At 63.8% G+C, this 19,118-nt stretch carries 27 protein-coding genes; 20 read left to right on the top strand and 7 right to left on the bottom strand.

Translation table 11 applies throughout. The features are described 5' to 3' along the window. Nucleotides 1–268: 268 nt before the first annotated feature. The 5 genes from ACKVEX_RS06170 to ACKVEX_RS06150 are packed head-to-tail and all read right to left on the bottom strand — an operon-like array spanning nt 269 to nt 3,744. The gene (locus ACKVEX_RS06170; RefSeq protein ID WP_473214823.1) at nt 269–1,045 is read right to left on the bottom strand and encodes an enoyl-CoA hydratase; all 777 of its coding nucleotides are present in this window, start codon (nt 1,043–1,045) and stop codon (nt 269–271) included. 55 nt (nt 1,046–1,100) lie between these two features. Then, nucleotides 1,101–1,637, bottom strand: coding sequence for a lipopolysaccharide transport periplasmic protein LptA (gene lptA, locus ACKVEX_RS06165; protein WP_473214822.1), 537 nt, complete (start codon nt 1,635–1,637; stop codon nt 1,101–1,103). A gap of 2 nt (nt 1,638–1,639) precedes the next feature. After that, a complete protein-coding gene (gene lptC, locus ACKVEX_RS06160) occupies nt 1,640–2,215 on the bottom strand; it encodes an LPS export ABC transporter periplasmic protein LptC (protein WP_473214821.1) in 576 nt (191 codons plus the stop codon). 12 nt (nt 2,216–2,227) lie between these two features. Beyond that, nucleotides 2,228–2,749, bottom strand: coding sequence for a KdsC family phosphatase (locus tag ACKVEX_RS06155; protein WP_473214820.1), 522 nt, complete (start codon nt 2,747–2,749; stop codon nt 2,228–2,230). Then, nucleotides 2,749–3,744 (bottom strand): KpsF/GutQ family sugar-phosphate isomerase, encoded by a 996-nt coding sequence (locus ACKVEX_RS06150; protein WP_473214819.1) that lies wholly within the window; start codon nt 3,742–3,744, stop codon nt 2,749–2,751. The genes ACKVEX_RS06155 and ACKVEX_RS06150 overlap by 1 nt, the downstream gene beginning before the upstream one ends. 224 nt (nt 3,745–3,968) lie before the next feature. On the opposite strand from ACKVEX_RS06150, the gene ACKVEX_RS06145 reads away from it, so the two are divergent. Genes ACKVEX_RS06145 through murA form a run of 10 tightly spaced genes read left to right on the top strand, consistent with a single transcriptional unit; the run spans nt 3,969 to nt 11,022 of the window. Then, nucleotides 3,969–4,781, top strand: a complete 813-nt coding sequence (locus ACKVEX_RS06145) for an ABC transporter ATP-binding protein (RefSeq protein ID WP_473214885.1) — start codon at nt 3,969–3,971, stop codon at nt 4,779–4,781. Continuing rightward, the gene (mlaE, locus tag ACKVEX_RS06140) at nt 4,778–5,554 is read left to right on the top strand and encodes a lipid asymmetry maintenance ABC transporter permease subunit MlaE (RefSeq protein ID WP_473214818.1); all 777 of its coding nucleotides are present in this window, start codon (nt 4,778–4,780) and stop codon (nt 5,552–5,554) included. The genes ACKVEX_RS06145 and mlaE overlap by 4 nt, the downstream gene beginning before the upstream one ends. 2 nt (nt 5,555–5,556) lie before the next feature. After that, entirely contained in the window at nt 5,557–6,021 is a 465-nt protein-coding gene (gene mlaD, locus ACKVEX_RS06135) for an outer membrane lipid asymmetry maintenance protein MlaD (RefSeq protein ID WP_473214817.1), read from the top strand. A gap of 28 nt (nt 6,022–6,049) precedes the next feature. Continuing rightward, nucleotides 6,050–6,898 (top strand): MlaA family lipoprotein, encoded by an 849-nt coding sequence (locus tag ACKVEX_RS06130; RefSeq protein ID WP_473214816.1) that lies wholly within the window; start codon nt 6,050–6,052, stop codon nt 6,896–6,898. A 5-nt stretch (nt 6,899–6,903) separates the two neighbouring features. Then, complete coding sequence (locus tag ACKVEX_RS06125; RefSeq protein ID WP_473214815.1) at nt 6,904–7,530, top strand: MlaC/ttg2D family ABC transporter substrate-binding protein; 627 nt, start codon at nt 6,904–6,906, stop codon at nt 7,528–7,530. Further along, nucleotides 7,530–7,814, top strand: coding sequence for an STAS domain-containing protein (locus ACKVEX_RS06120; RefSeq protein ID WP_473214814.1), 285 nt, complete (start codon nt 7,530–7,532; stop codon nt 7,812–7,814). Before ACKVEX_RS06125 ends, ACKVEX_RS06120 begins: the two co-directional genes overlap by 1 nt. 14 nt (nt 7,815–7,828) lie before the next feature. Beyond that, on the top strand, nt 7,829–8,725 hold the full coding sequence (locus ACKVEX_RS06115) for an ABC transporter ATP-binding protein (RefSeq protein ID WP_473214813.1): 897 nt from the start codon (nt 7,829–7,831) through the stop codon (nt 8,723–8,725). Further along, nucleotides 8,718–9,506: an ABC transporter permease gene (locus ACKVEX_RS06110; protein WP_473214812.1), complete on the top strand. Its 789-nt coding sequence runs from the start codon at nt 8,718–8,720 to the stop codon at nt 9,504–9,506. Before ACKVEX_RS06115 ends, ACKVEX_RS06110 begins: the two co-directional genes overlap by 8 nt. A gap of 8 nt (nt 9,507–9,514) precedes the next feature. Beyond that, complete coding sequence (locus ACKVEX_RS06105; protein WP_473214811.1) at nt 9,515–9,772, top strand: BolA family protein; 258 nt, start codon at nt 9,515–9,517, stop codon at nt 9,770–9,772. After that, nucleotides 9,772–11,022 (top strand): UDP-N-acetylglucosamine 1-carboxyvinyltransferase, encoded by a 1,251-nt coding sequence (gene murA, locus ACKVEX_RS06100; RefSeq protein WP_473214810.1) that lies wholly within the window; start codon nt 9,772–9,774, stop codon nt 11,020–11,022. Before ACKVEX_RS06105 ends, murA begins: the two co-directional genes overlap by 1 nt. 30 nt (nt 11,023–11,052) lie before the next feature. Here the strand turns inward: murA and rnk are convergent, their stop codons facing one another. Continuing rightward, nucleotides 11,053–11,463 carry a nucleoside diphosphate kinase regulator gene (rnk, locus tag ACKVEX_RS06095; protein WP_473214809.1) on the bottom strand — a complete coding sequence of 137 codons (411 nt, stop codon included), beginning with the start codon at nt 11,461–11,463 and terminating at the stop codon, nt 11,053–11,055. A 126-nt stretch (nt 11,464–11,589) separates the two neighbouring features. Here rnk and hisG point away from each other — a divergent pair, with 126 nt between their 5' ends. Next, on the top strand, nt 11,590–12,231 hold the full coding sequence (hisG, locus tag ACKVEX_RS06090; RefSeq protein ID WP_473214808.1) for an ATP phosphoribosyltransferase: 642 nt from the start codon (nt 11,590–11,592) through the stop codon (nt 12,229–12,231). Beyond that, entirely contained in the window at nt 12,228–13,568 is a 1,341-nt protein-coding gene (gene hisD, locus ACKVEX_RS06085; RefSeq protein ID WP_473214807.1) for a histidinol dehydrogenase, read from the top strand. Before hisG ends, hisD begins: the two co-directional genes overlap by 4 nt. Nucleotides 13,569–13,684: 116 nt before the next feature. Here hisD and hisC read toward each other — a convergent pair whose 3' ends face one another. Continuing rightward, complete coding sequence (gene hisC, locus ACKVEX_RS06080) at nt 13,685–14,758, bottom strand: histidinol-phosphate transaminase (RefSeq protein ID WP_473214806.1); 1,074 nt, start codon at nt 14,756–14,758, stop codon at nt 13,685–13,687. 167 nt (nt 14,759–14,925) lie between these two features. Here hisC and hisB point away from each other — a divergent pair, with 167 nt between their 5' ends. From hisB to tatA, 8 genes are read left to right on the top strand one after another with little or no spacing between them, the layout of a single operon-like run. Further along, nucleotides 14,926–15,513 (top strand): imidazoleglycerol-phosphate dehydratase HisB, encoded by a 588-nt coding sequence (gene hisB / locus ACKVEX_RS06075; RefSeq protein WP_473214805.1) that lies wholly within the window; start codon nt 14,926–14,928, stop codon nt 15,511–15,513. Between the two features lie 55 nt (nt 15,514–15,568). Next, nucleotides 15,569–16,210, top strand: coding sequence for an imidazole glycerol phosphate synthase subunit HisH (gene hisH / locus ACKVEX_RS06070; protein ID WP_473214804.1), 642 nt, complete (start codon nt 15,569–15,571; stop codon nt 16,208–16,210). Nucleotides 16,211–16,259: 49 nt separating this feature from the next. Continuing rightward, nucleotides 16,260–17,009, top strand: a complete 750-nt coding sequence (hisA, locus tag ACKVEX_RS06065; RefSeq protein ID WP_473214803.1) for a 1-(5-phosphoribosyl)-5-[(5-phosphoribosylamino)methylideneamino]imidazole-4-carboxamide isomerase — start codon at nt 16,260–16,262, stop codon at nt 17,007–17,009. Next, the gene (gene hisF, locus ACKVEX_RS06060; RefSeq protein WP_473214802.1) at nt 17,009–17,767 is read left to right on the top strand and encodes an imidazole glycerol phosphate synthase subunit HisF; all 759 of its coding nucleotides are present in this window, start codon (nt 17,009–17,011) and stop codon (nt 17,765–17,767) included. Before hisA ends, hisF begins: the two co-directional genes overlap by 1 nt. A 2-nt stretch (nt 17,768–17,769) precedes the next feature. Beyond that, nucleotides 17,770–18,165, top strand: a complete 396-nt coding sequence (gene hisI, locus ACKVEX_RS06055) for a phosphoribosyl-AMP cyclohydrolase (protein WP_473214884.1) — start codon at nt 17,770–17,772, stop codon at nt 18,163–18,165. Continuing rightward, nucleotides 18,162–18,503 (top strand): phosphoribosyl-ATP diphosphatase, encoded by a 342-nt coding sequence (locus ACKVEX_RS06050; protein ID WP_473214801.1) that lies wholly within the window; start codon nt 18,162–18,164, stop codon nt 18,501–18,503. Before hisI ends, ACKVEX_RS06050 begins: the two co-directional genes overlap by 4 nt. Then, a complete protein-coding gene (locus ACKVEX_RS06045) occupies nt 18,496–18,843 on the top strand; it encodes a histidine triad nucleotide-binding protein (RefSeq protein ID WP_473214800.1) in 348 nt (115 codons plus the stop codon). Before ACKVEX_RS06050 ends, ACKVEX_RS06045 begins: the two co-directional genes overlap by 8 nt. 10 nt (nt 18,844–18,853) lie before the next feature. Then, entirely contained in the window at nt 18,854–19,084 is a 231-nt protein-coding gene (gene tatA, locus ACKVEX_RS06040) for a Sec-independent protein translocase subunit TatA (RefSeq protein WP_473214799.1), read from the top strand. Nucleotides 19,085–19,118: the final 34 nt, after the last annotated feature.

The raw sequence follows: 19,118 nt of genomic DNA, 5'->3' as shown, positions 1-19,118 counted from the left end.
AACGAAAAGGCGGCGGGTCATCGATTCCGCATGAATTCGCCGTAAGTCATTGCTTTAAATAATATTTAAACCGCTTCCATGATGAGGTTGGCCGTTGATGCAGCGCAATGATGTGCGGGCGGGTTTGCACCATGATGTCGGAGTCGTTGTCGCTGCATTGCACATGCGACTGGATCTACACACGACCCAGCCGTGGGCGGCCGGGGAGCGCGCGGGGGCGGGAGGCGCCCCCCGGAGTGACGGCCGGCTGGGGCGCTCTGAGCGACTTTCAGTCGTGCCTGAACGCGGGCTTGCGCTTGGCGACGAACGCGGCCATGCCTTCCTTCTGGTCCTGCAGCGCAAAGGCAGAATGGAATACACGCCGTTCGAAGAGCAGACCCTCGTTCAGGCTGCTCTCGAATGCACGATTCACCGATTCCTTGATCATCATCACGACGGGCAACGAGAATCCGGCAATCGTGGTCGCGACGGCCATGGCCTCGTCGAGCAGCTTGTCGGCCGGAACGACACGCGCCACCAGACCTGCACGCTCGGCCTCGTCTGCATTCATCATGCGGGCGGTGAGACACATGTCCATCGCCTTCGCCTTGCCGACCGCGCGAGGCAGCCGCTGCGTGCCGCCGGCGCCGGGCAGCACGCCAAGCTTGATTTCGGGCTGACCGAAGCGGGCGGTGTCCGCGGCAATGATCATGTCGCACATCATCGCCAGTTCGCAGCCTCCACCGAGCGCGAATCCCGCGACGGCGGCGATCACCGGCTTCCGGCAGGTCTTGACCCGCTCCCAGTTGCGGGTGATGTAGTCACCCTTGTAGGCGTCCATATAAGAGAAGCTCGCCATTGCACCGATATCCGCGCCGGCGGCGAACGCCTTGTCCGAGCCGGTGATGACGATCGCGCCGATGTTCTCGTCCGCTTCGAACACGTCCAGCGCCTGGCCGACCTCGTCGACCAGTGCGTCGTTGAGGGCGTTCAGCGCCTTGGGCCGGTTCAGTGTGATCAGTCCGACGCGATCCTTTGTCTCGACGACGATGTTCTCGAAGTTCATGTTGTCTCCCTGGTTCGACAGTCCCCGGGTGGAGGCTGGGTTGATGAAGCTCGTTTCAGTTTCCGGCGTTGTCGCTGCTGCGAGGCTGGATCACGGCACGGACCCTGCCGTCGCCGCCGGCCGCAGCGGCTCGACTGCGTGCAGCGTAGTTTTCGGTCAGCGCATCGTACTCGATGTAATCTCCGCGAACTTCGTCTCCACCGGAGGTCACCCGGGCCCGGTTGAACAGTTTGGCCTGCTCGTTGCGACTGTCGTACTCGATCCGCTCCGCCTCGCCTTCGACATACTCGTCGGTGCCCTCTCGGCGCTGGCGAAAGGTCGCCAGCCCGTTACGACCGCCGGTCGCGATTCCGGTCTGGAAGCCGTCCGCGCCTTGCAGCACGACCAGTTTCTCGCCTCTGATCGTCAGTGTGCCCTGAGTCAGGATGGCATTGCCTTCGAAGGTGTGGGTCTTGTTGCGGTCATCGACGGTGGCGCGGTCGGCTTCGATATTGACCGGTTGACTGCGGTCCGCGCGTTCGGCGTGCGCGAGTTGCGACAGCAGTGTGCAGGCAAGGATCAGCGGAAGGAGGCGTGCAAAGAATCTCGTCATGTTCAGTTCCTCGGGGCGCGGGGCATCACCACGCGTGCGTCGCCGATCAGTTGCAGGACGCCGAACAGATTGTCGGCCCGCATGCCGTTGCCGGTCGCGACGGTCGCACCGCGGGTCAGAACGACCGGATCGTCGGTGGCCGCGCGTTCGTCGTCCGGCCAGACCGTCAATGTGTCAGACGTGAGACTCATGTCGACGTTCCCGTCGATGCCGTCCCGGAAAACCTCGACATCGCCGACCAGATGGAGCGTTTCGCCGCCTTCGCGTGACGCACCCCATGCCGCGGTGATCCGCAGCGGCCCGTCGGCGGTCTCGTAGCGCAGGTGGGGTTGCTCGAACTCGGTCACATCGCCGACGGGAAAGTGCGTCACCTTGTCGGCGATCAGTTCGTAGCGGCGCTGCCCGGTCGCGTCGAAGCGGTTCATCCTGACCTGCTCGCCGATGAAGTCCGGAAACTGCCGAGCTTCGGCACGTGCGCGGGGCTCTTCGCTGCGGGTAGCGCGTTCCAGCCACAGCGTCGCACCCGCGAGCGCGGCCAGTGCAATGATTGGATACAGACGGTCGAGCGGAATCCACATCCGGGTCACGCCTCAGCGAAGATAGGAAGCCAGCATCGCTTCGAGCTTGCCCTGGGCGCGCAACAGATGGTCGCAGACTTCGCGCACCGCACCGCGTCCGCCCGGCTTGTGCGCGACGTAACCCACCTGCTGCCGGACGAAATCATGACCGTCCGACGGCGCCGCGGCGAAGCCGCAGACGCACAGCACCGGAAGATCGACCACGTCATCGCCCATATAGCCGGCCTGGGTGCGGCTCAGGCCGCGAGCCTGCAGCAGCCCGTCCAGGCAGTCCAGCTTGTCTTCCACTCCCATATGGAGTTCGCTGATCCCCAGGTTGAGCGCGCGCAGCTCGAGTGCCCGCGAACGCCGCCCGCTGATGATGACCACCTCGATGCCGCCGGCCTGCAGCATCTTCAGGCCATGCCCGTCCAGACTGGAGAAGGCCTTGATCTCGTCGCCGTTGGGCGTGAAATACAGGCTGCCGTCGGTCATGACTCCGTCCACGTCGAAACCCATCAGGCGCACGTCGGCGGCGCGATCGCGTGCAGGCATCAGATCACCTTCGCCTGCATCAGGTCATGGGTGTTCAGCGCCCCGAGCAGCACGCCCGCCTCATCGACCACCAGCAACTGGCTGATGCGCATGCGTTCCATCATCTCCACGGCCTCGACCGCCAGCGCGTCGGGGCGAATGTGCTGGGGGGACGACGTCATGATATCGCCCAGCCGGGCCGTGCGGATGTCGGCCCCGCGTTCGATCGCGCGCCTTAGATCGCCGTCGGTGAAAATTCCGATCAGGCGATCCTGACCATCCACGACCGCGGTCATGCCGAGCCCGCCGCGCGACATGGCGAGCAGAGCCTCGGGAATCGACGCCTGTTCCGACAGCCGCGGAACGGCGCCGGCACCACGCATCACGTCCCGCACGTGGGTCAGCAATCGTCTGCCCAGCGCGCCGCCGGGGTGGGCCCGCGCGAAGTCGTCGCTACTGAATCCACGCGCGTCCAGCAGCGCCACCGCCAGTGCATCACCGAGCGCGAGCGCAGCGGTGGTACTGGCCGTCGGTGCGAGATTGAGCGGGCAGGCCTCTTCACGCACCGCGGCATCGAGATGCACATCGGCCTCGCGCGCCAGCGCGGAGTCCGGGTTGCCGGTCAGCGCGATCAGTTTCGCACCCTGACGCTTGACCAGCGGAACGATGGTCAGCACCTCCTCGCTGGTACCCGAATGGGACAAGGCGATAACGATGTCTTCGGGCGTGATCATGCCCAGATCGCCGTGGGCGGCTTCGGCCGCGTGTACGAAATAGGCGGGGGTGCCGGTGCTCGCGAGCGTGGCGGCGATTTTCCGACCGATATGGCCGGACTTGCCGATGCCGGTCACGATGACACGTCCGTGCCGTTCGAGTACGAGTCGCACCGCCTGTTCGAAGCCCGCGTCCAGACGGTCCGCCAGGGCCGCCACCGCATCCGCTTCGATGCGTAACACCCGACGCGCCATCGGGATGGCGTTGTGCGTGGCAGCGTGCGGCAATTCATCTGAAATCATGTTCGGACTTTCGAGTGATCGGCGGGCATGGGATGCAACGGCAGGACGCCGAGACCAACTGGAGCGGATCGGTCGAATTATATCAGGCCGACCGATCGGGCTCCCGAGCCAAGGCGCGAGAATTCCACGCGACCACGAAATCCCATCGGCGACCGTGCATTCAGACGCGAGCGACTCTGCTAGACTACTCGCCTTTGCCGCCACTGAATACCGCCTTGTCCGAAGTGTCCGAAAATCCGCTCGTCAGCCTCGAAGGTGTTCGTTTTGCCTATGGCGATCGAGAAATCCTGAGTGGCATCGACCTGACTGTCCGGCGGGGGCAGGTCGTCGCGATCATGGGTGGCAGTGGTTGCGGCAAGACCACGCTGTTGAGACTGATCGGCGGGCAGTTGTGCGCCAGTGCGGGCGTGGTTTCGGTCGATGGTCGGGATCTCGGCCATGTGGGGCGCGACGCGATGTATGAGCTGCGCAGGCGCATGGGCATGTTGTTCCAGTTCGGTGCTTTGTTTACCGACATGTCGGTGTTCGACAATGTCGCGTTCCCGATGCGCGAGCATACGCGCTTGCCGCCGGAGATCATTCGCGACCTGGTGCTGATGAAGTTGAATGCGGTCGGGTTGCGCGGGGCGGGATCGCTGATGCCGGCCGAACTCTCGGGCGGCATGGCTCGGAGGGTCGCGCTGGCGCGGGCGGTGGCGCTCGATCCGATGCTGATCATGTACGACGAACCGTTTGCCGGCCTCGATCCGATCTCCCTTGGCGTGATCGGTCAGTTGATCCGTCGGCTGAACGATGCGCTCGGCGCGGCCTCGATCATGGTCACCCATGACATCCACGAGTCGCTCGAGATCGTCGATTACGTCTATTTTGTGTCGAACGGGCAGATCGTAGCCCGGGGCACGCCGGACGAGATTCGCGCATCCAGGGATCCGTTCGTGCATCAGTTCGTTTGCGCCGAGGCCGATGGGCCGGTGCCGTTTCACTATCCCGCCCGGTCGATGGCCGAGGACTTCCTCGGCGCGGAGGCGCGCAGATGAGTCTGGTGCGCAAGGTCGGCGGCTTCGTCATAGACGGTGTATGGCAACTCGGGCTGGTTGCGCGCTTTTTCATGCTGCTGCTGCGCTATTCCGGCCAGTCCTTCCTGCGTCTGCATCTGACGATCCGGGAGATCTATTTCGGCGGTGTGCTGTCCTTGCTGATCATCGCGGTGTCCGGCCTGTTCGTCGGCATGGTGCTCGGCCTGCAGGGTTACGAGACCCTGCAGCGTTTCGGTTCGGGCGACGCGCTCGGCATCCTGGTCGCACTGTCACTGGTAAGGGAGCTTGGACCGGTGGTGGCGGCGCTGCTGTTCGCAAGTCGCGCGGGGTCGGCGATCACCGCGGAAATCGGTCTGATGAAGACCACCGAGCAGCTCAAGGCGATGGACATGATGGCGATCAATCCGATCGCCCGCGTGGTGGCGCCACGATTCTGGGGCGGCGTGATCTCGATGCCGCTGCTCGCGGCGATCTTTTCGGCGATGGGGGTGCTCGGTGGCTGGCTGATCGGTGTCGTGATGATCGGCGTGGACGAAGGCGCGTTCTGGTCGCAGATGCAGTCGGCGGTCGATTTTCGGGACGACATCTTGAACGGCGTGATCAAGAGCGCGGTTTTCGGTGTCGCGGTGTCCTTGATCGCGGTGTTCGAGGGCTACGACTGCACGCCGACCGCCGAGGGGGTGTCACGGGCGATCACGCGCACCGTGGTGAGTTCGGCGCTCACCATTCTGGCACTTGATTTTGTGCTTACTTCTTTCATGTTTCGGGGTTAGTCATGAGCCGTACAACGCTCGACTTGTGGGTGGGCGTCTTCGTCCTGATCGGAATGGGGGCACTGTTCTTTCTGGCGCTGCGTGTGGGAAATCTGGCGAGCGTCGATCTGTCCCAGACCTATACTGTCAGGGCGCAGTTCGACAACATCGGCGGGCTCAAGGTGCGCGCACCGGTCAAGAGCGCCGGCGTGGTCGTCGGGCGAGTCGAGGAAATCCGTTTCGATACGAACAGTTACAGGGCCGAGGTGGTGTTTTCGATCGCAACCCGGTATGAATTCCCGCGCGATACCATCGGATCGATCCTGACCTCCGGGCTGCTGGGAGAGCAATACATCGGCCTGGACGCCGGCGTCGACATCGACATGCTGCAAAGCGGCGACGCGCTGCAGCTCACGCAGTCGGCCGTGGTGCTCGAGAAGCTGATCGGGCAGTTCCTGTTCGATCGCGCCGGTGCGGCCTCGGACTGATCGCAACAACAACAAGAAGGAACTCATCATGATCAAAGCCGCATTTCGGACCCGAGCAGCACTGCTGCTGGCACTGGTTCTGGCTGCGTTGACGCTCGGCGGCTGCGCCTCGGTGCCGGCCAATCCGGACGACCCGCTGGAACGATTCAATCGCACGATGTTCAGTTTCAACGAAGGCGTGGACAAGGCGGTGCTGAAACCGGCGGCCGAGGTGTATGAGACGATCACCCCCAGGGTGGTCCGCACCGGAGTCGGGAATTTTTTCGGCAACCTGAGGGACCCCTGGATCGCGGTGAACAACATACTGCAGGGCAAGGTCGCCGACGGCATGTCCGATCTGATGCGCTTCGCCGTGAACTCGACCCTGGGCTTGCTCGGCGTGCTGGATATCGCGACCGGGATGGGGCTGGACAAGAACGACGAGGATTTCGGCCAGACCTTGGCGGTGTGGGGCGTGGGAGAGGGGCCGTTCGTGGTGCTGCCGCTGCTGGGGCCGAGCACGATTCGCGACACCGCGGCCTTGCCGGTCGACTGGCAGGGCAACCTGATCGCGACGGTCGATCACGTGCCGACCCGCAATACGTTGCTCGGCTTGTGGGTCGTGCATGGAAGAGCGACGCTGCTCGGCGCTGAAAAGACGCTCGAGGAAGGCGCGCTCGACAAATATGCGTTCACCCGCGACTTCTTCCTCCAGCAGCGTCGCTACCAGGTCAGGGACGGCGATGTGCCGCTCGAATACGAGGATTTCGACAACGGCGTGTCGATGCTGCCGGTTCGCAGCGAAGCGGACGCGGTGGCGGAGATCGCGGTGGAGAGCCTGGAACTGGTCAGTCTGGTCGAAACGCGCTCCGAGCTCGAGCAATTTGTAATCAGGTGATGACGATGAAGCTTCTGCACGGATTCTTACTGATGTTTCTGGTGGCGCTGGCGCCGCTTAACGTATCGGCCGAAGCGCTCGAACCGGATCAGCTGGTGCGCCATCTGTCGGATCAGGTGCTGGACATCGTTCGCAGCAATGAAAAGCTGCGCAACGGGGATCCGAGCGAGGTGGTCCAACTGGTGGAAGAGGTCGTGCTGCCGCATTTCAACTTCCGCCGGATGACCATGCTTGCGGTCGGGCGCGACTGGCGTGACGCGACACCGGAGCAGCAGCAGCGTCTGATGGACGGGTTCTACCACATGCTGGTCAGGACTTATTCCAACGCGCTGACCCAGTACAAGGACCAGACGATCGACTTTCGTCCGTTGCGCATGAGTCCGGGCGACACCACGGTGCGGGTGCAGACGTCGATCCGTCAATCGGGCGCGCAGCCGGTCGGTGTCGATTACGTGATGGAGAAGGGAGCCGACGGCTGGAAGGTCTTCGACGTGGTGGTCGCGGGTGCGAGCCTGGTGACGAATTATCGCGGGACCTTCACACAGGAGATTCGCGTCGGCGGCATCGACGGGCTGATCAAGTCCCTTGAAAGCCGTGAGATGCCGATAGAAAAGCCGGCCGGACAATCCTGATGGCGCAGCAGGACCGCGACTGCCTCGTGCTGCAGGGGCCGTTGACGATGTCCACCGTGGCGCGTCATCTGGCCGAGGGGCGTTCCAGGCTCGAGCGCGGACCTCTGGCGGTGGACCTGTCTGCGGTGACCGAGGTCGATTCCGCGTCCCTGGCCCTCCTGCTCGACTGGTGCCGGGCCGCGCGCAGGTCCGGGCATGCGTTGTCCCTGAAAGGTGTTCCGGCGGGCATGACGAGTCTCGCCGACCTCTACGATCTGACCGATCTGTTGCCGGTCGAAGCCTAGGTCCGGGTTCTTCGATGGCCATTCCCGCGATCCGGATCGATTCGGTCACCAAGCTGTATGGAAACTTCCAGGCGCTTGCAGGCGTGAGCCTCGAGGTTGCGCAGGGTGAGTTCTTCGGTCTGCTCGGTCCGAACGGGGCAGGCAAGACCACGCTGATTTCGGCCCTGGCGGGCCTGACCCGACCGAGTTCGGGCAGCCTGGCGGTCATGGGGCACGATGTCGTGTCCGACTATCGGCGGGCTCGCATGAAGTTTGGCGTGGTGCCGCAGGAACTGGTCTTCGATCCGTTCTTCTCGGTGCGCGAACTGTTGCGGATCCAGTCGGGGTATTTCGGTATCCGGCACAATGACGACTGGATCGACGAGATACTGGGCAGCCTGGATCTGCTGCCCAAGGCGAATGCCAACATGCGCACGCTGTCCGGCGGCATGAAGCGCCGAGTGCTGGTCGCACAGGCGCTGGTGCACCGACCGCCGGTGATCGTGCTCGACGAGCCGACCGCCGGTGTGGATGTCGAATTGCGCCACGGCCTGTGGGAATTCATTCGCAAGCTCAATCGGGATGGTCACACGATCGTGTTGACGACCCATTATCTGGAAGAAGCCGAGACGCTGTGTGGTCGCATCGCGATGCTCAAGGCCGGCCGTGTCGTGGCGCTGGACAGCACGCGGGCACTGCTGAAGCAGTTCGCGTCCCACAGTCTGCGCGCGCGCCTGAGCATGCCTGAGGCCGGCATCGCGCTCGGCGGCACCGCTGAGGGTGACGACTGGGTCGGGTTCGGCTTCGATGCCTACGCCGACGTGGAGCAACTGCTGGCGCGCCTGCGGGAGGCCGGTGCCGGCATCGAGGAACTTCAGCTTGGGGAACCGGACCTGGAAAGGGTGTTCGTGGAGGTCATGAATCGTGACTGAGCCCGCCCAGCCGGTGCACGCATCCTGGATCGGTTTCAGAACGCTGCTTTACAAGGAAATCCTGCGCTTCTGGAAGGTCGCCTTCCAGACGGTGGCCGCGCCGGTGCTCAATGCAGTGCTCTTTCTGCTGATCTTCTCGCATGTGCTCGACCGGCATGTGACCGTCTATGGCGACATCGGTTACACCACCTTCCTGGTGCCCGGCCTGATCATGATGTCGCTGCTGCAGAACGCGTTCGCGAACAGTTCGTCGTCGCTGATACAGAGCAAGATCACCGGCAACATCATCTTCGTGCTGTTGCCGCCGATCTCCCATCGTGAGTTCTATGCCGCCTATGTCGTCGCGTCGGTGCTGCGTGGTCTGTTCGTCGGCGTCGGCGTGTGGCTGGTCGCGTTGCCCTTCATCGATCTTCCGATTGCGTATCCGCTGTGGGTGCTGGGTTTTGCGGTGCTCGGCGGGGCGATCCTGGGTTCGCTCGGGGTCATTGCCGGGATCTGGGCGGACAAGTTCGATCAGCTGTCCGCATTCCAGAACTTCCTGGTCATGCCGCTGACGATGTTGTCCGGTGTCTTCTACTCGATTCATTCGCTGCCCAGGCTGTGGCAGGATGTGTCACATGTGAATCCGTTCTTCTTCATGATCGACGGTTTCCGTTATGGATTCTTCGGCCAGTCCGATGTGTCGCCATGGTTGAGCCTGGCGGTGGTCGGCGGCTGTTTCGTCGTTCTGGCGATGCTGACGCTCGGCATGCTGGCGCGGGGCTACAAGTTGCGTAACTGAGGTGTGAAATGTTTGATGCAGCAGAAATCGAGCGCCTGATCTCGGCCGGTCTTCCGTGCGAGTTCGTAATGGTGCAGGGTGACGACGGTGTGCATTTTTCGGGCATCGTCGTCAGCCAGAGCTTTGAGGGGAAATCGATGCTGGACCAGCATCGGGCGGTGAAGCAGACGCTGGGCAAGCTGCTCGGCAACGAGATCCACGCCCTCGGCCTGAAGACCTACTCGCCCGCGCGCTGGGAGGTGGTGCGCAAGGATCTCGGGCTCTGATGGACAAGCTTTTGATCGAAGGCGGGGTGCGGCTGAAAGGCGAGGTCGCGATCTCGGGCGCGAAGAACGCTGCGCTGCCGATCCTGTGCGCCGCGCTGCTGACGCGTGACCCGGTGACCTTCACCAACGTGCCGCACCTCAACGACATCAGCACCCTGCTGAAGCTGATCGGGCAGATGGGCGTGCGGATAGAGCGCGACGGGGATACGGTCACCCTGGACGCCTCCGCCCTGGACAACCCGGTCGCGCCCTACGAGATGGTCAAGACCATGCGCGCGTCCATCCTGGTCCTCGGACCGCTGGTGGCACGCTGTGGCGAGGCGCGGGTGTCATTGCCGGGAGGCTGTGCGATCGGTGCGCGCCCGGTCGATCAGCACATCAAGGGTCTCCAGGCGATGGGCGCCGAAGTCTCGGTCGAGCATGGCTACGTGCATGCGGTCGCGAAGCGTCTGCACGGAGCACGCCTGTTCACCGACATGGTCACGGTAACCGGCACCGAGAATCTGATGATGGCGGCCTGTCTCGCGGACGGCGAGACGGTGATCGAGAATGCGGCCCGCGAGCCCGAAGTCGCAGACCTGGCGTATTGCCTGATCGCGATGGGGGCGAAGATTTCCGGCGTCGGAACCGACGTGATCCGGATCATCGGTGTCGAGCGGCTGCACGGTGCGACCCACCGGATCATGCCCGACCGGATCGAGACCGGAACCTATCTGTGCGCGATTGCGGCGAGCGGGGGTGAAGGGCGTCTGACCGGAACGTCGGCCTCTTATCTCGAGGCGGTGGTCGACAAGCTGATCGACGCCGGTTGCGAAGTCGGCATGGAGTCCGATGCGATCCGGCTCAAGGCACCGGTTCGTCCCCGGGCGGTGAATCTGCGCACCGCCCCCTATCCGGCGTTTCCGACGGATATGCAGGCCCAGTTCATGGCCCTGAATGCGATCGCGGACGGTACGGCGGTGATTCGCGAGACCATCTTCGAGAATCGGTTCATGCATGCGGTCGAGCTTCAGCGACTCGGCGCCGAGATCGGCATCGACGGCAACACCGCGGTGGTGACCGGCGTGCCCCGACTACAGGGTGCGATCGTGATGGCCACCGATCTGCGCGCGTCGGCCAGTCTGGTGATCGCCGGTCTGGTGGCCGAGGGGGAGACGCTCATCGAGCGCATCTACCATCTCGACCGAGGCTACGAGCGCCTCGAGGAAAAGCTCGCCGCACTCGGAGCCCGGGCACGCCGGATCAGCTGAGCGTCCCGCGGCGGCGCACAGGAGCATCCATCAACGGCCGTCGTCAGCGACGCTCGCCGGATTCGTGACCTCGAGCACCTCGAGGTGAACGATGTGTCCCTCTACGGTCGGCCAGTCGATCGATTGCCCTTTGGCCAGGCCGAGCAGCGCGCTGCCCGCGGGCGAAAAGATGGAGATGCGACTGCTGTCGCCGACCGCATTGCCCGGATACACGAGGGTCAGTTCGCGTTCCTTGCCGCTGGGTTGTTCGCGAATCCGCGCGCGACTGTTCATCCGGATCACGTCGGCCGGCATGTCCTCCGACGCCCTGACGTCGGCGCGCTCGAGTTCGTCGCGCAGGCCGTCCAGGTCGGCGCGGTTGCGTGCGCCGGGGGCGTGGAGCAGACCTTCCAGACGCTCCATGTCGGCTGAGGAGATGATGATCTCGGGTTTCATGGTCATGCGGTTCCGTCAAGGCTGGAGAAGTAAAAAGGCCGAGCCCGCACGTGACGGCTCAGCCAGACGCCTAGGCTATCACGCAGCCTCACGGGTTACAATCCCGGGTCCAACCATTGCGGGGTTTCACGCGTGTCCAGTATCACACTAGCCCTCTCGAAAGGGCGCATCTTCGAGGAGACCCTGCCGCTGCTCGCAGCCGCAGGGATCGAGCCGGTCGACAATCCGGAGTCTTCGCGCAAGCTGATCATAGCGACCAACCGGCCCGACGTGCGGGTGGTCATCGTACGAGCCACCGATACGCCGACCTACGTACAGTATGGCGCGGCCGATCTGGGCATCGCGGGCAAGGACGTGTTGCTGGAGCATGGCGGGGACGGACTCTATCAGCCGCTCGACCTGCGGATCGCGAAATGCCGGCTGTGCGTGGCCACGCGCAAGGGTTTCGACTATGCGGCTGCGGCCCGGCCCGGCGGCCGCATCCGGGTGGCGACCAAGTACATCAACAGTGCCCGGGCGCACTTCGCGGCCAAGGGCATGCATGTCGACCTGATCAAGCTGTACGGTTCGATGGAGCTGGCCCCGCTGGTGGGGCTCGCCGATGCGATCGTGGACCTCGTTTCGAGCGGTGGGACGCTGCGCGCGAACAATCTGGAGGAGGTCGAGGAGATCATGCCGATCAGCTCGCGCCTGATCGTGAATCAGGCCTCGTTGAAACTCAAGCGCGACTTGATCCAGCCGGTGCTGGAGGCCATTTCAGGAGCTGTCAAATGACCGATCCAACCATCGTGACGAACGACAGGCAGGTGCATGCCGACATCCGCCGTCTGGATGCCCGGGATGCCGAATTCCTGGCGACGCTGGATGCGCTGCTTGCGTTCGAAGGGGGCGCGGATCAGCGGATCAATGACGCCGTGACCGAAATCCTGCAGGCGGTGCGCACCGCCGGTGATCCGGCCGTGATCGAGTACACGCGCCGTTTCGATCGACTCGACGTGCGTGCCATGTTCGAGCTCGAACTGCCGAAATCGGAGTTGAAGGCCGCACTCGACAGCCTTTCGATCGAGCAGCGCGAGGCGCTGCGCATCGCCGCCGACCGGGTACGGATGTATCACGAGCGCCAGGTCGCGTCGTCGTGGGAATATACCGAGCCCGACGGTTCGCGCCTCGGCCAGAAGGTCACGCCGCTCGATCGGGTCGGGCTGTACGTCCCGGGCGGGCGGGCTTCCTACCCGAGTTCGGTGCTGATGAATGCGATCCCAGCCAAGGTGGCGGGGGTCCAGGAACTGATCATGGTCGTGCCCACGCCGCGCGGCGAACGCAGTCCGCTGGTGCTTGCGGCCGCGGCGATCACTGGCGTCGACCGCGTGTTCACGATAGGTGGGGCGCAGGCGGTCGCCGCGCTCGCCTATGGCACGCAGACGCTGCCGCAGGTCGACAAGATCGTCGGCCCGGGCAACGCCTACGTCGCCGAGGCCAAGCGCCGGGTGTTCGGCACGGTCGGCATCGACATGGTCGCGGGTCCCTCCGAAGTGCTGATCATCTCGGATGGCAGCGGTGACCCCGACTGGGTCGCGATGGACCTGTTCGCGCAGGCCGAGCACGACGAACTCGCGCAATCGATTCTGCTGAGCACCGATCGCGATTTCATCGACGCGGTGGCCAGCAGCATTGCGCGCCTGTTGCCGACGATGCCGCGGCGCGAGACGATCGCCGCGTCGCTGACCCACCGAGGTGCGTTGATCCATGTCGAAAGTCTGGAGCGGGCATGTGCGCTCGCCAACCGGATCGCGCCGGAGCACCTCGAGCTCGCGATCGAGGATGCCGAGCGGTGGGTCGACCACATCCGCCACGCCGGCGCGATCTTCGTCGGTCACTGGTCGGTCGAGGCGCTGGGCGACTACTGTGCCGGGCCCAATCATGTGTTGCCGACGATGCGCAGCGCCCGATTTTCGTCGCCACTCGGCGTGTATGACTTCCAGAAACGCACCAGCATCGTGCATATCTCGGAGGCCGGCGCGCAGACGCTGGGGCGGGTCGCCTCGGTGCTCGCGCATGGCGAGGGCCTGCAGGCGCATGCGCGCTCGGCGGAGATGCGGTTACGCAACTGATAGGGGGCGCCCGCCCCCTTCCAGCGCGCCGCATCAGGTTTGCTGGACCGCTCGCCCTCCCACGAGGGTGTGCGGCATGTCAGCGCGGCGGGCCCGGCGTGGCCTGTCGGGCCGCGTCAGCGGTCCATAATGTCGGTGAGCGCGTCGATCAGGGCCTGACACTGTGCTTCGGTTCCGACCGTAATGCGCAGGAATTGATCGATCCGCGGCTTGGCGAAATGTCGCACGATGACCGAGCGCTCGCGCAAGGCCTGCGCCAGCGCATCGCCGGCATGGGCGGGGTGACGCGCGAAGACGAAATTCGCGACCGAGGGCAGTACGTCGAAGCCGAGGGCCGACAGCTTGCGGGTCAGTTCCTCGCGCAGCGCGATCACTTTGCGACAACTCTCGGTGAAGTGGGCCTCATCCTCGACCGACGCGACCGCGCCGGCGATCGCGAGCCGATCGAGCGGATAGGAGTTGAAGCTGTTCTTCACGCGCTCGAGCGCCTCGATCAGATCGCGCTGCCCGATCGCGTAACCGACCCGCAGGCCGGCGAGTGAGCGCGATTTCGAGAAGGTGTGCACCACCAGCAGATTCGGGTGACGGTCCACCAGTGCGATCGCGCTGTCGCCACCGAAATCCACATAGGCCTCGTCGACGACCACGACGCAGTCAGGATTGCCGGCCACGATGCGCGCCACATCGTGAAGCGGCATGAATCGGCCGGTCGGCGCATTCGGATTCGCGAAGATGATGCCGCCGGCGGGCCCGTCACGTTCGGGCAGATAGTCTTCCGGCACGATCCGGTAGTGCTCGTCGAGCGCGCGCGTCTCGAACCGGATGCCATACAGGCGGCAGTAGGCCGGATAGAAGCTGTAGGTGATGTCCGGAAACCGCAGCGGACGGTCCTGGTTCAGCAGGCCCAGGAAGGTGTGGGCCAGCACTTCGTCCGATCCGTTGCCGACGAATACCTGGTCCGGTTCCACCTTGAAACGCGCCGCGAGCGCCCGCTTGAGGCGATCCGCATTCGGATCCGGGTACAGCCTCAGCACATCAGAAGTCTCGGCGCGAATCGCGTCGAGCGCGCGGGGCGACGGACCGAACGGATGTTCGTTGGTATTGAGCTTGACCAGCCGGTCCAGTTTGGGCTGCTCGCCCGGCACATATGGTGTCAGCCCGCGTACGAGGGGGCTCCAGTATCGGCTCATCGTGTTGGATCGCCATTGGGTCAGGATCGGATCGTGCGTTCGGAGCTCGCGCGGCACAGGACGCCCGGGGCGTGCGTGACCGTCCGGAGTGTGGCCGAAACACCCGCCGATGTTATCATGTCGGACGAAGACCCCCATCAACGCAAGCGTAGCTCATCCGGAATCTCATGCGGCAGTCAGAAGTCAGTCGGGACACGTTGGAAACCCGCATCACGGTCAAGATCGATCTCGACGGCAGCGGCAAGTCCTGCCTCGCGACCGGCGTGCCGTTCTTCGACCACATGCTGGACCAGATCTCGCGCCATGGCGCGATCGACCTCGACGTCAGTGCGAGCGGCGACACCCATATCGACGATCATCATACCGTCGAGGACGTCGGCATCACGCTCGGTCAGGCCTTCGCCAAGGCGCTCGGCGACAAGCGCGGCATTCGCCGTTACGGCCATGCTTATGTGCCGCTCGACGAGGCCTTGTCGCGGGTCGTGGTCGATTTCTCGGGTCGTCCGGGCCTGCACTACTTCGTCGACTACACGCGCGCGCGCATCGGTGACTTCGACGTTGATCTGGCGCGCGAATTTTTCCAGGGTTTCGTGAATCACGCCGGCGTGACGCTGCACATAGACAATCTGCGCGGCGACAACGCTCACCATCAGTGCGAAACCATCTTCAAGGCCTTCGGGCGTGCACTGCGCATGGCGGCCGAGCGCGACGAGCGGGCAGCCGGGGCCGTGCCTTCGACCAAGGGCGCGCTCTGATCCGGTGCGCGCCGCCGGACCCGCCTTTCCAGCGACTCCAATCAAGTGAAACGCCATGACTGATGTGGCCATTATCGACTACGGAATGGGCAATCTGCGTTCGGTGTCGAAAGCCATCGAACATGTCGCCCCCGGGCTGAATGTCGTCGTCACGTCGGATCCCGGCGTGGTCGCGGCAGCCGCGCGGGTGGTGTTTCCCGGTCAGGGCGCGATGCCGGACTGCATGCGTCAGCTCGATGAGCGCGGGGTTCGGCGGGCCGTGCTCGACGCGGCCCGCAACAAACCGTTTCTGGGCATCTGCATCGGCCAGCAGATGCTCTTCGACCATAGCGCGGAAGGCGACGTGCCGGGCCTGGGCATCCTGCCGGGCGAGGTGGTGCGCTTTCCGGCCGCGGAGAGCATGCCCACTGCCGACGGCGGTCACCTCAAGGTGCCTCACATGGGCTGGAACCAGGTGTATCGGACGCGTCCGCACCCATTGTGGGACGCGATTCCGGATGGCGAGCGCTTCTATTTCGTGCATAGCTACCATGTCGCGCCGGCCGAAGCCGCGCTGATTGCGTCCGAAACCGAATACGGCTCGCGGTTTACCAGCGCAGTGGCAAGGGATAATATCTTTGCGGTCCAGTTTCACCCCGAAAAGAGCGCGAAGGCCGGACTGCAGCTACTGGCCAACTTCGTTCGCTGGGTGCCGTGACGGCGCCGTTCTCCGTTTGATCCGATCAACTCCTCAGACTCTCTTCCCTATGCTGCTTATTCCTGCCATCGACCTCAAGGACGGTCATTGTGTTCGCCTGAAGCAAGGCGAAATGGACGACGCGACCGTCTTCTCGGAAGACCCCGGTGCGATGGCGCGGCGCTGGATCGATCAGGGGGCGAGGCGACTGCACCTGGTCGATCTGAATGGCGCATTTGCGGGCAAGCCCAAGAACCAGGCTGCGATACGTGCCATCGTCGAAGAGGTCGGTGACGATATTCCGGTGCAGCTCGGCGGCGGCATCCGCGATCTGGACACGATCGAAGCCTATCTCGACAACGGCATCACCTATGTGATCATCGGGACGGCAGCGGTCAAGAACCCGGGCTTTCTGCATGATGCGTGCAGCGCTTTCCCGGGACATGTCATCGTCGGACTGGATGCGAAGGAGGGCAAGGTCGCCACCGACGGCTGGTCCAAGATGACCGGCCATGACGTCATCGATCTGGCCAGGAAGTACGAGGATTATGGGGTCGAAGCGATCGTCTATACGGACATCGGACGCGACGGCATGCTTTCCGGGGTGAACATCGACGCGACGGTGCGACTGGCCCGCGCGCTGCGCATTCCGGTCATCGCCAGTGGCGGCATCGCCACACTCGCGGATATCGATGCCCTGTGCGCGGTAGAGGGCGAAGGCGTGATGGGCGCGATCACGGGTCGCGCCATCTACGAGGGCACCCTCGATTTCGCACGTGCCCAGGCGCGTGCGGACGAACTGGGCGGCGGTCCCCGCTGATGCTGGCCAAGCGCATCATCCCCTGTCTCGATGTCAACGCCGGGCGTGTCGTCAAGGGTGTGAACTTCGTCTCGCTGCGGGATGCCGGAGACCCGGTCGAGATTGCGCGAAGATATGACGAACAGGGCGCGGACGAGCTCACCTTCCTCGACATCACCGCCAGTTCCGATGCCCGTGAAATCATCCTGCACGTGGTCGAACAGGTCGCCGACCAGGTCTTCATTCCACTCACGGTCGGCGGTGGCGTGCGTACCGTCGAGGATGTGCGCCGCCTGCTGAATGCAGGTGCCGACAAGGTCAGCATCAACACTGCAGCGGTCAACAATCCCCAGGTGGTGGCCGATGCGGCCGGCAAGGTCGGCAGCCAGTGCATCGTGGTCGCGATCGACGCAAAGCAGACCGGGCCCGGCAAGTGGGAGGTCTTCACCCATGGCGGGCGCAACAACACGGGACTCGATGCAATCGAATGGGCCCGCAAGGTGGTATGCCTGGGCGCAGGCGAGATCCTGCTGACCAGCATGGATCGGGACGGAACGAAGAGCGGGTTCGATCTCGGCCTGACCCGCGCCGTGTCCGATGCGGTTTCGGTGCCGGTGATCGCCAGTGGCGGCGTCGGCTCGCTCGAACACCTGGCCGAAGGCGTCTCGGACGGGCATGCCGATGCCGTGCTGGCCGCCAGCATCTTTCATTTTGGGCAGCATACGGTTCGCGAAGCCAAGGAACTGATGCGCTCGCGTGGCATCGAGGTGAGGCTGTGACGATCGTAAGACGCTCGAGCTGGCTGAACGAGGTCAGATGGGACGACCAGGGCCTGGTGCCGGTGATCGCCCAGGAGGCGGGCACCGGCGACGTGTTGATGTTCGCATGGATGAACCGCGAGGCGCTGGAGCGCACCGCAGAGCTCGGGCAGGCAGTCTATTGGTCGCGCTCGCGCCGCAAGCTCTGGCACAAGGGCGAGGAATCCGGTCACATCCAGAAAGTCGTCGAGATGCGCATCGACTGCGACAACGACGTGATCCTGCTCAAGGTCGAGCAGGTAGGTGGCATCGCCTGCCACACCGGGCGGCACAGCTGTTTCTTCCAGCGATACCTCGCCGATGGCGCGTGGGAAGCCGTCGATCCGATTTTGAAAGCACCCGAGGACATATACAAATGATCGATATCGAAGTATTGCACCGCGTCTCCGCAACGCTGGCCGAACGCAAGGCCGCCGATCCGGATGCGTCGTATGTATCTAGCCTGTACGCGAAGGGCACCGACGCGATCTGCAAGAAGATCGCGGAAGAGGCCGCGGAAACCATCATGGCCTCCAAGGACGGTGACCTGCTGCATGTCGTATGGGAGGTCACCGATCTGTGGTTCCACTCCATGGTGTTGCTCGCCCATCACGGATTGTCCGTGGATGACGTGCTGGCCGAATTCCGGCGTCGGGAAGGGGTCTCAGGCATAGACGAGAAGAAAGCGCGTGCGTCAAAGGGAGATCGACATGGGTGATTGCATCTTCTGCAAGATCGGCTCGGGGGAGATTCCGTCCAATAAGATCCATGAGGACGACGACATCGTCGCCTTCCATGATATCCATCCGGTCGCCCCGGTTCATTTTCTCGTAATCCCGAAGCGCCATATTCCGTCGATGGCCGATGTGCAGGCGGAGGACTCACCGCTGCTCGGGAAGTTGATGACGATGGTCGGAAAACTTGCCCGGGAACAAGGATGCACCGAGGGCTTTCGGACCATAATCAACACGGGTCGGGTGGGGCGCCAGGAGGTGTATCATCTGCACGTTCATGTTCTCGGTGGCACGGAGGTACTTCCTGCCATGTTGAAGAGATAAGGAGAAACCAATGGGTTCATTCAGTATCTGGCACTGGCTGGTCGTGCTGCTGATCGTCATGCTGGTGTTCGGAACGAAGAAGCTGCGCAACATCGGCCAGGACCTCGGCGGTGCGGTCAAGGGGTTCAAGGAAGGCATCAAGGAAGCGGATGCCGACGCCGACGCCGAAAAGAAAAAGCTGGCCAGCGAGAAGACGATCGATGCCGAAGTCCGGGAAAAATCCGACAAGGTCAGTTCCTGACGCGACAGTCCGGGTTTCAGAACGATGGATCGAG

It is taken from the genome of Denitraticella aggregata (genome assembly GCF_048158365.1).
Taxonomy (GTDB): domain Bacteria; phylum Pseudomonadota; class Gammaproteobacteria; order Burkholderiales; family Rhodocyclaceae; genus Azoarcus_F.
The sequence above is the reverse complement of the archived record's forward strand: the minus strand, read 5'-3'. Positions and strand labels throughout refer to the sequence as shown.

Coding starts and splice junctions, on each gene's coding strand:
- ACKVEX_RS06170 (WP_473214823.1), bottom strand. CDS start 1,045: ATGAACTTCGAGAACATCGTCGTCGAGACAAAGGATCGCGTCGGACTG.
- lptA (WP_473214822.1), bottom strand. CDS start 1,637: ATGACGAGATTCTTTGCACGCCTCCTTCCGCTGATCCTTGCCTGCACA.
- lptC (WP_473214821.1), bottom strand. CDS start 2,215: ATGTGGATTCCGCTCGACCGTCTGTATCCAATCATTGCACTGGCCGCG.
- ACKVEX_RS06155 (WP_473214820.1), bottom strand. CDS start 2,749: ATGCCTGCACGCGATCGCGCCGCCGACGTGCGCCTGATGGGTTTCGAC.
- ACKVEX_RS06150 (WP_473214819.1), bottom strand. CDS start 3,744: ATGATTTCAGATGAATTGCCGCACGCTGCCACGCACAACGCCATCCCG.
- mlaE (WP_473214818.1), top strand. CDS start 4,778: ATGAGTCTGGTGCGCAAGGTCGGCGGCTTCGTCATAGACGGTGTATGG.
- mlaD (WP_473214817.1), top strand. CDS start 5,557: ATGAGCCGTACAACGCTCGACTTGTGGGTGGGCGTCTTCGTCCTGATC.
- ACKVEX_RS06130 (WP_473214816.1), top strand. CDS start 6,050: ATGATCAAAGCCGCATTTCGGACCCGAGCAGCACTGCTGCTGGCACTG.
- ACKVEX_RS06125 (WP_473214815.1), top strand. CDS start 6,904: ATGAAGCTTCTGCACGGATTCTTACTGATGTTTCTGGTGGCGCTGGCG.
- ACKVEX_RS06120 (WP_473214814.1), top strand. CDS start 7,530: ATGGCGCAGCAGGACCGCGACTGCCTCGTGCTGCAGGGGCCGTTGACG.
- ACKVEX_RS06115 (WP_473214813.1), top strand. CDS start 7,829: ATGGCCATTCCCGCGATCCGGATCGATTCGGTCACCAAGCTGTATGGA.
- ACKVEX_RS06105 (WP_473214811.1), top strand. CDS start 9,515: ATGTTTGATGCAGCAGAAATCGAGCGCCTGATCTCGGCCGGTCTTCCG.
- murA (WP_473214810.1), top strand. CDS start 9,772: ATGGACAAGCTTTTGATCGAAGGCGGGGTGCGGCTGAAAGGCGAGGTC.
- rnk (WP_473214809.1), bottom strand. CDS start 11,463: ATGACCATGAAACCCGAGATCATCATCTCCTCAGCCGACATGGAGCGT.
- hisD (WP_473214807.1), top strand. CDS start 12,228: ATGACCGATCCAACCATCGTGACGAACGACAGGCAGGTGCATGCCGAC.
- hisC (WP_473214806.1), bottom strand. CDS start 14,758: ATGAGCCGATACTGGAGCCCCCTCGTACGCGGGCTGACACCATATGTG.
- hisB (WP_473214805.1), top strand. CDS start 14,926: ATGCGGCAGTCAGAAGTCAGTCGGGACACGTTGGAAACCCGCATCACG.
- hisH (WP_473214804.1), top strand. CDS start 15,569: ATGACTGATGTGGCCATTATCGACTACGGAATGGGCAATCTGCGTTCG.
- hisA (WP_473214803.1), top strand. CDS start 16,260: ATGCTGCTTATTCCTGCCATCGACCTCAAGGACGGTCATTGTGTTCGC.
- hisF (WP_473214802.1), top strand. CDS start 17,009: ATGCTGGCCAAGCGCATCATCCCCTGTCTCGATGTCAACGCCGGGCGT.
- ACKVEX_RS06050 (WP_473214801.1), top strand. CDS start 18,162: ATGATCGATATCGAAGTATTGCACCGCGTCTCCGCAACGCTGGCCGAA.
- ACKVEX_RS06045 (WP_473214800.1), top strand. CDS start 18,496: ATGGGTGATTGCATCTTCTGCAAGATCGGCTCGGGGGAGATTCCGTCC.
- tatA (WP_473214799.1), top strand. CDS start 18,854: ATGGGTTCATTCAGTATCTGGCACTGGCTGGTCGTGCTGCTGATCGTC.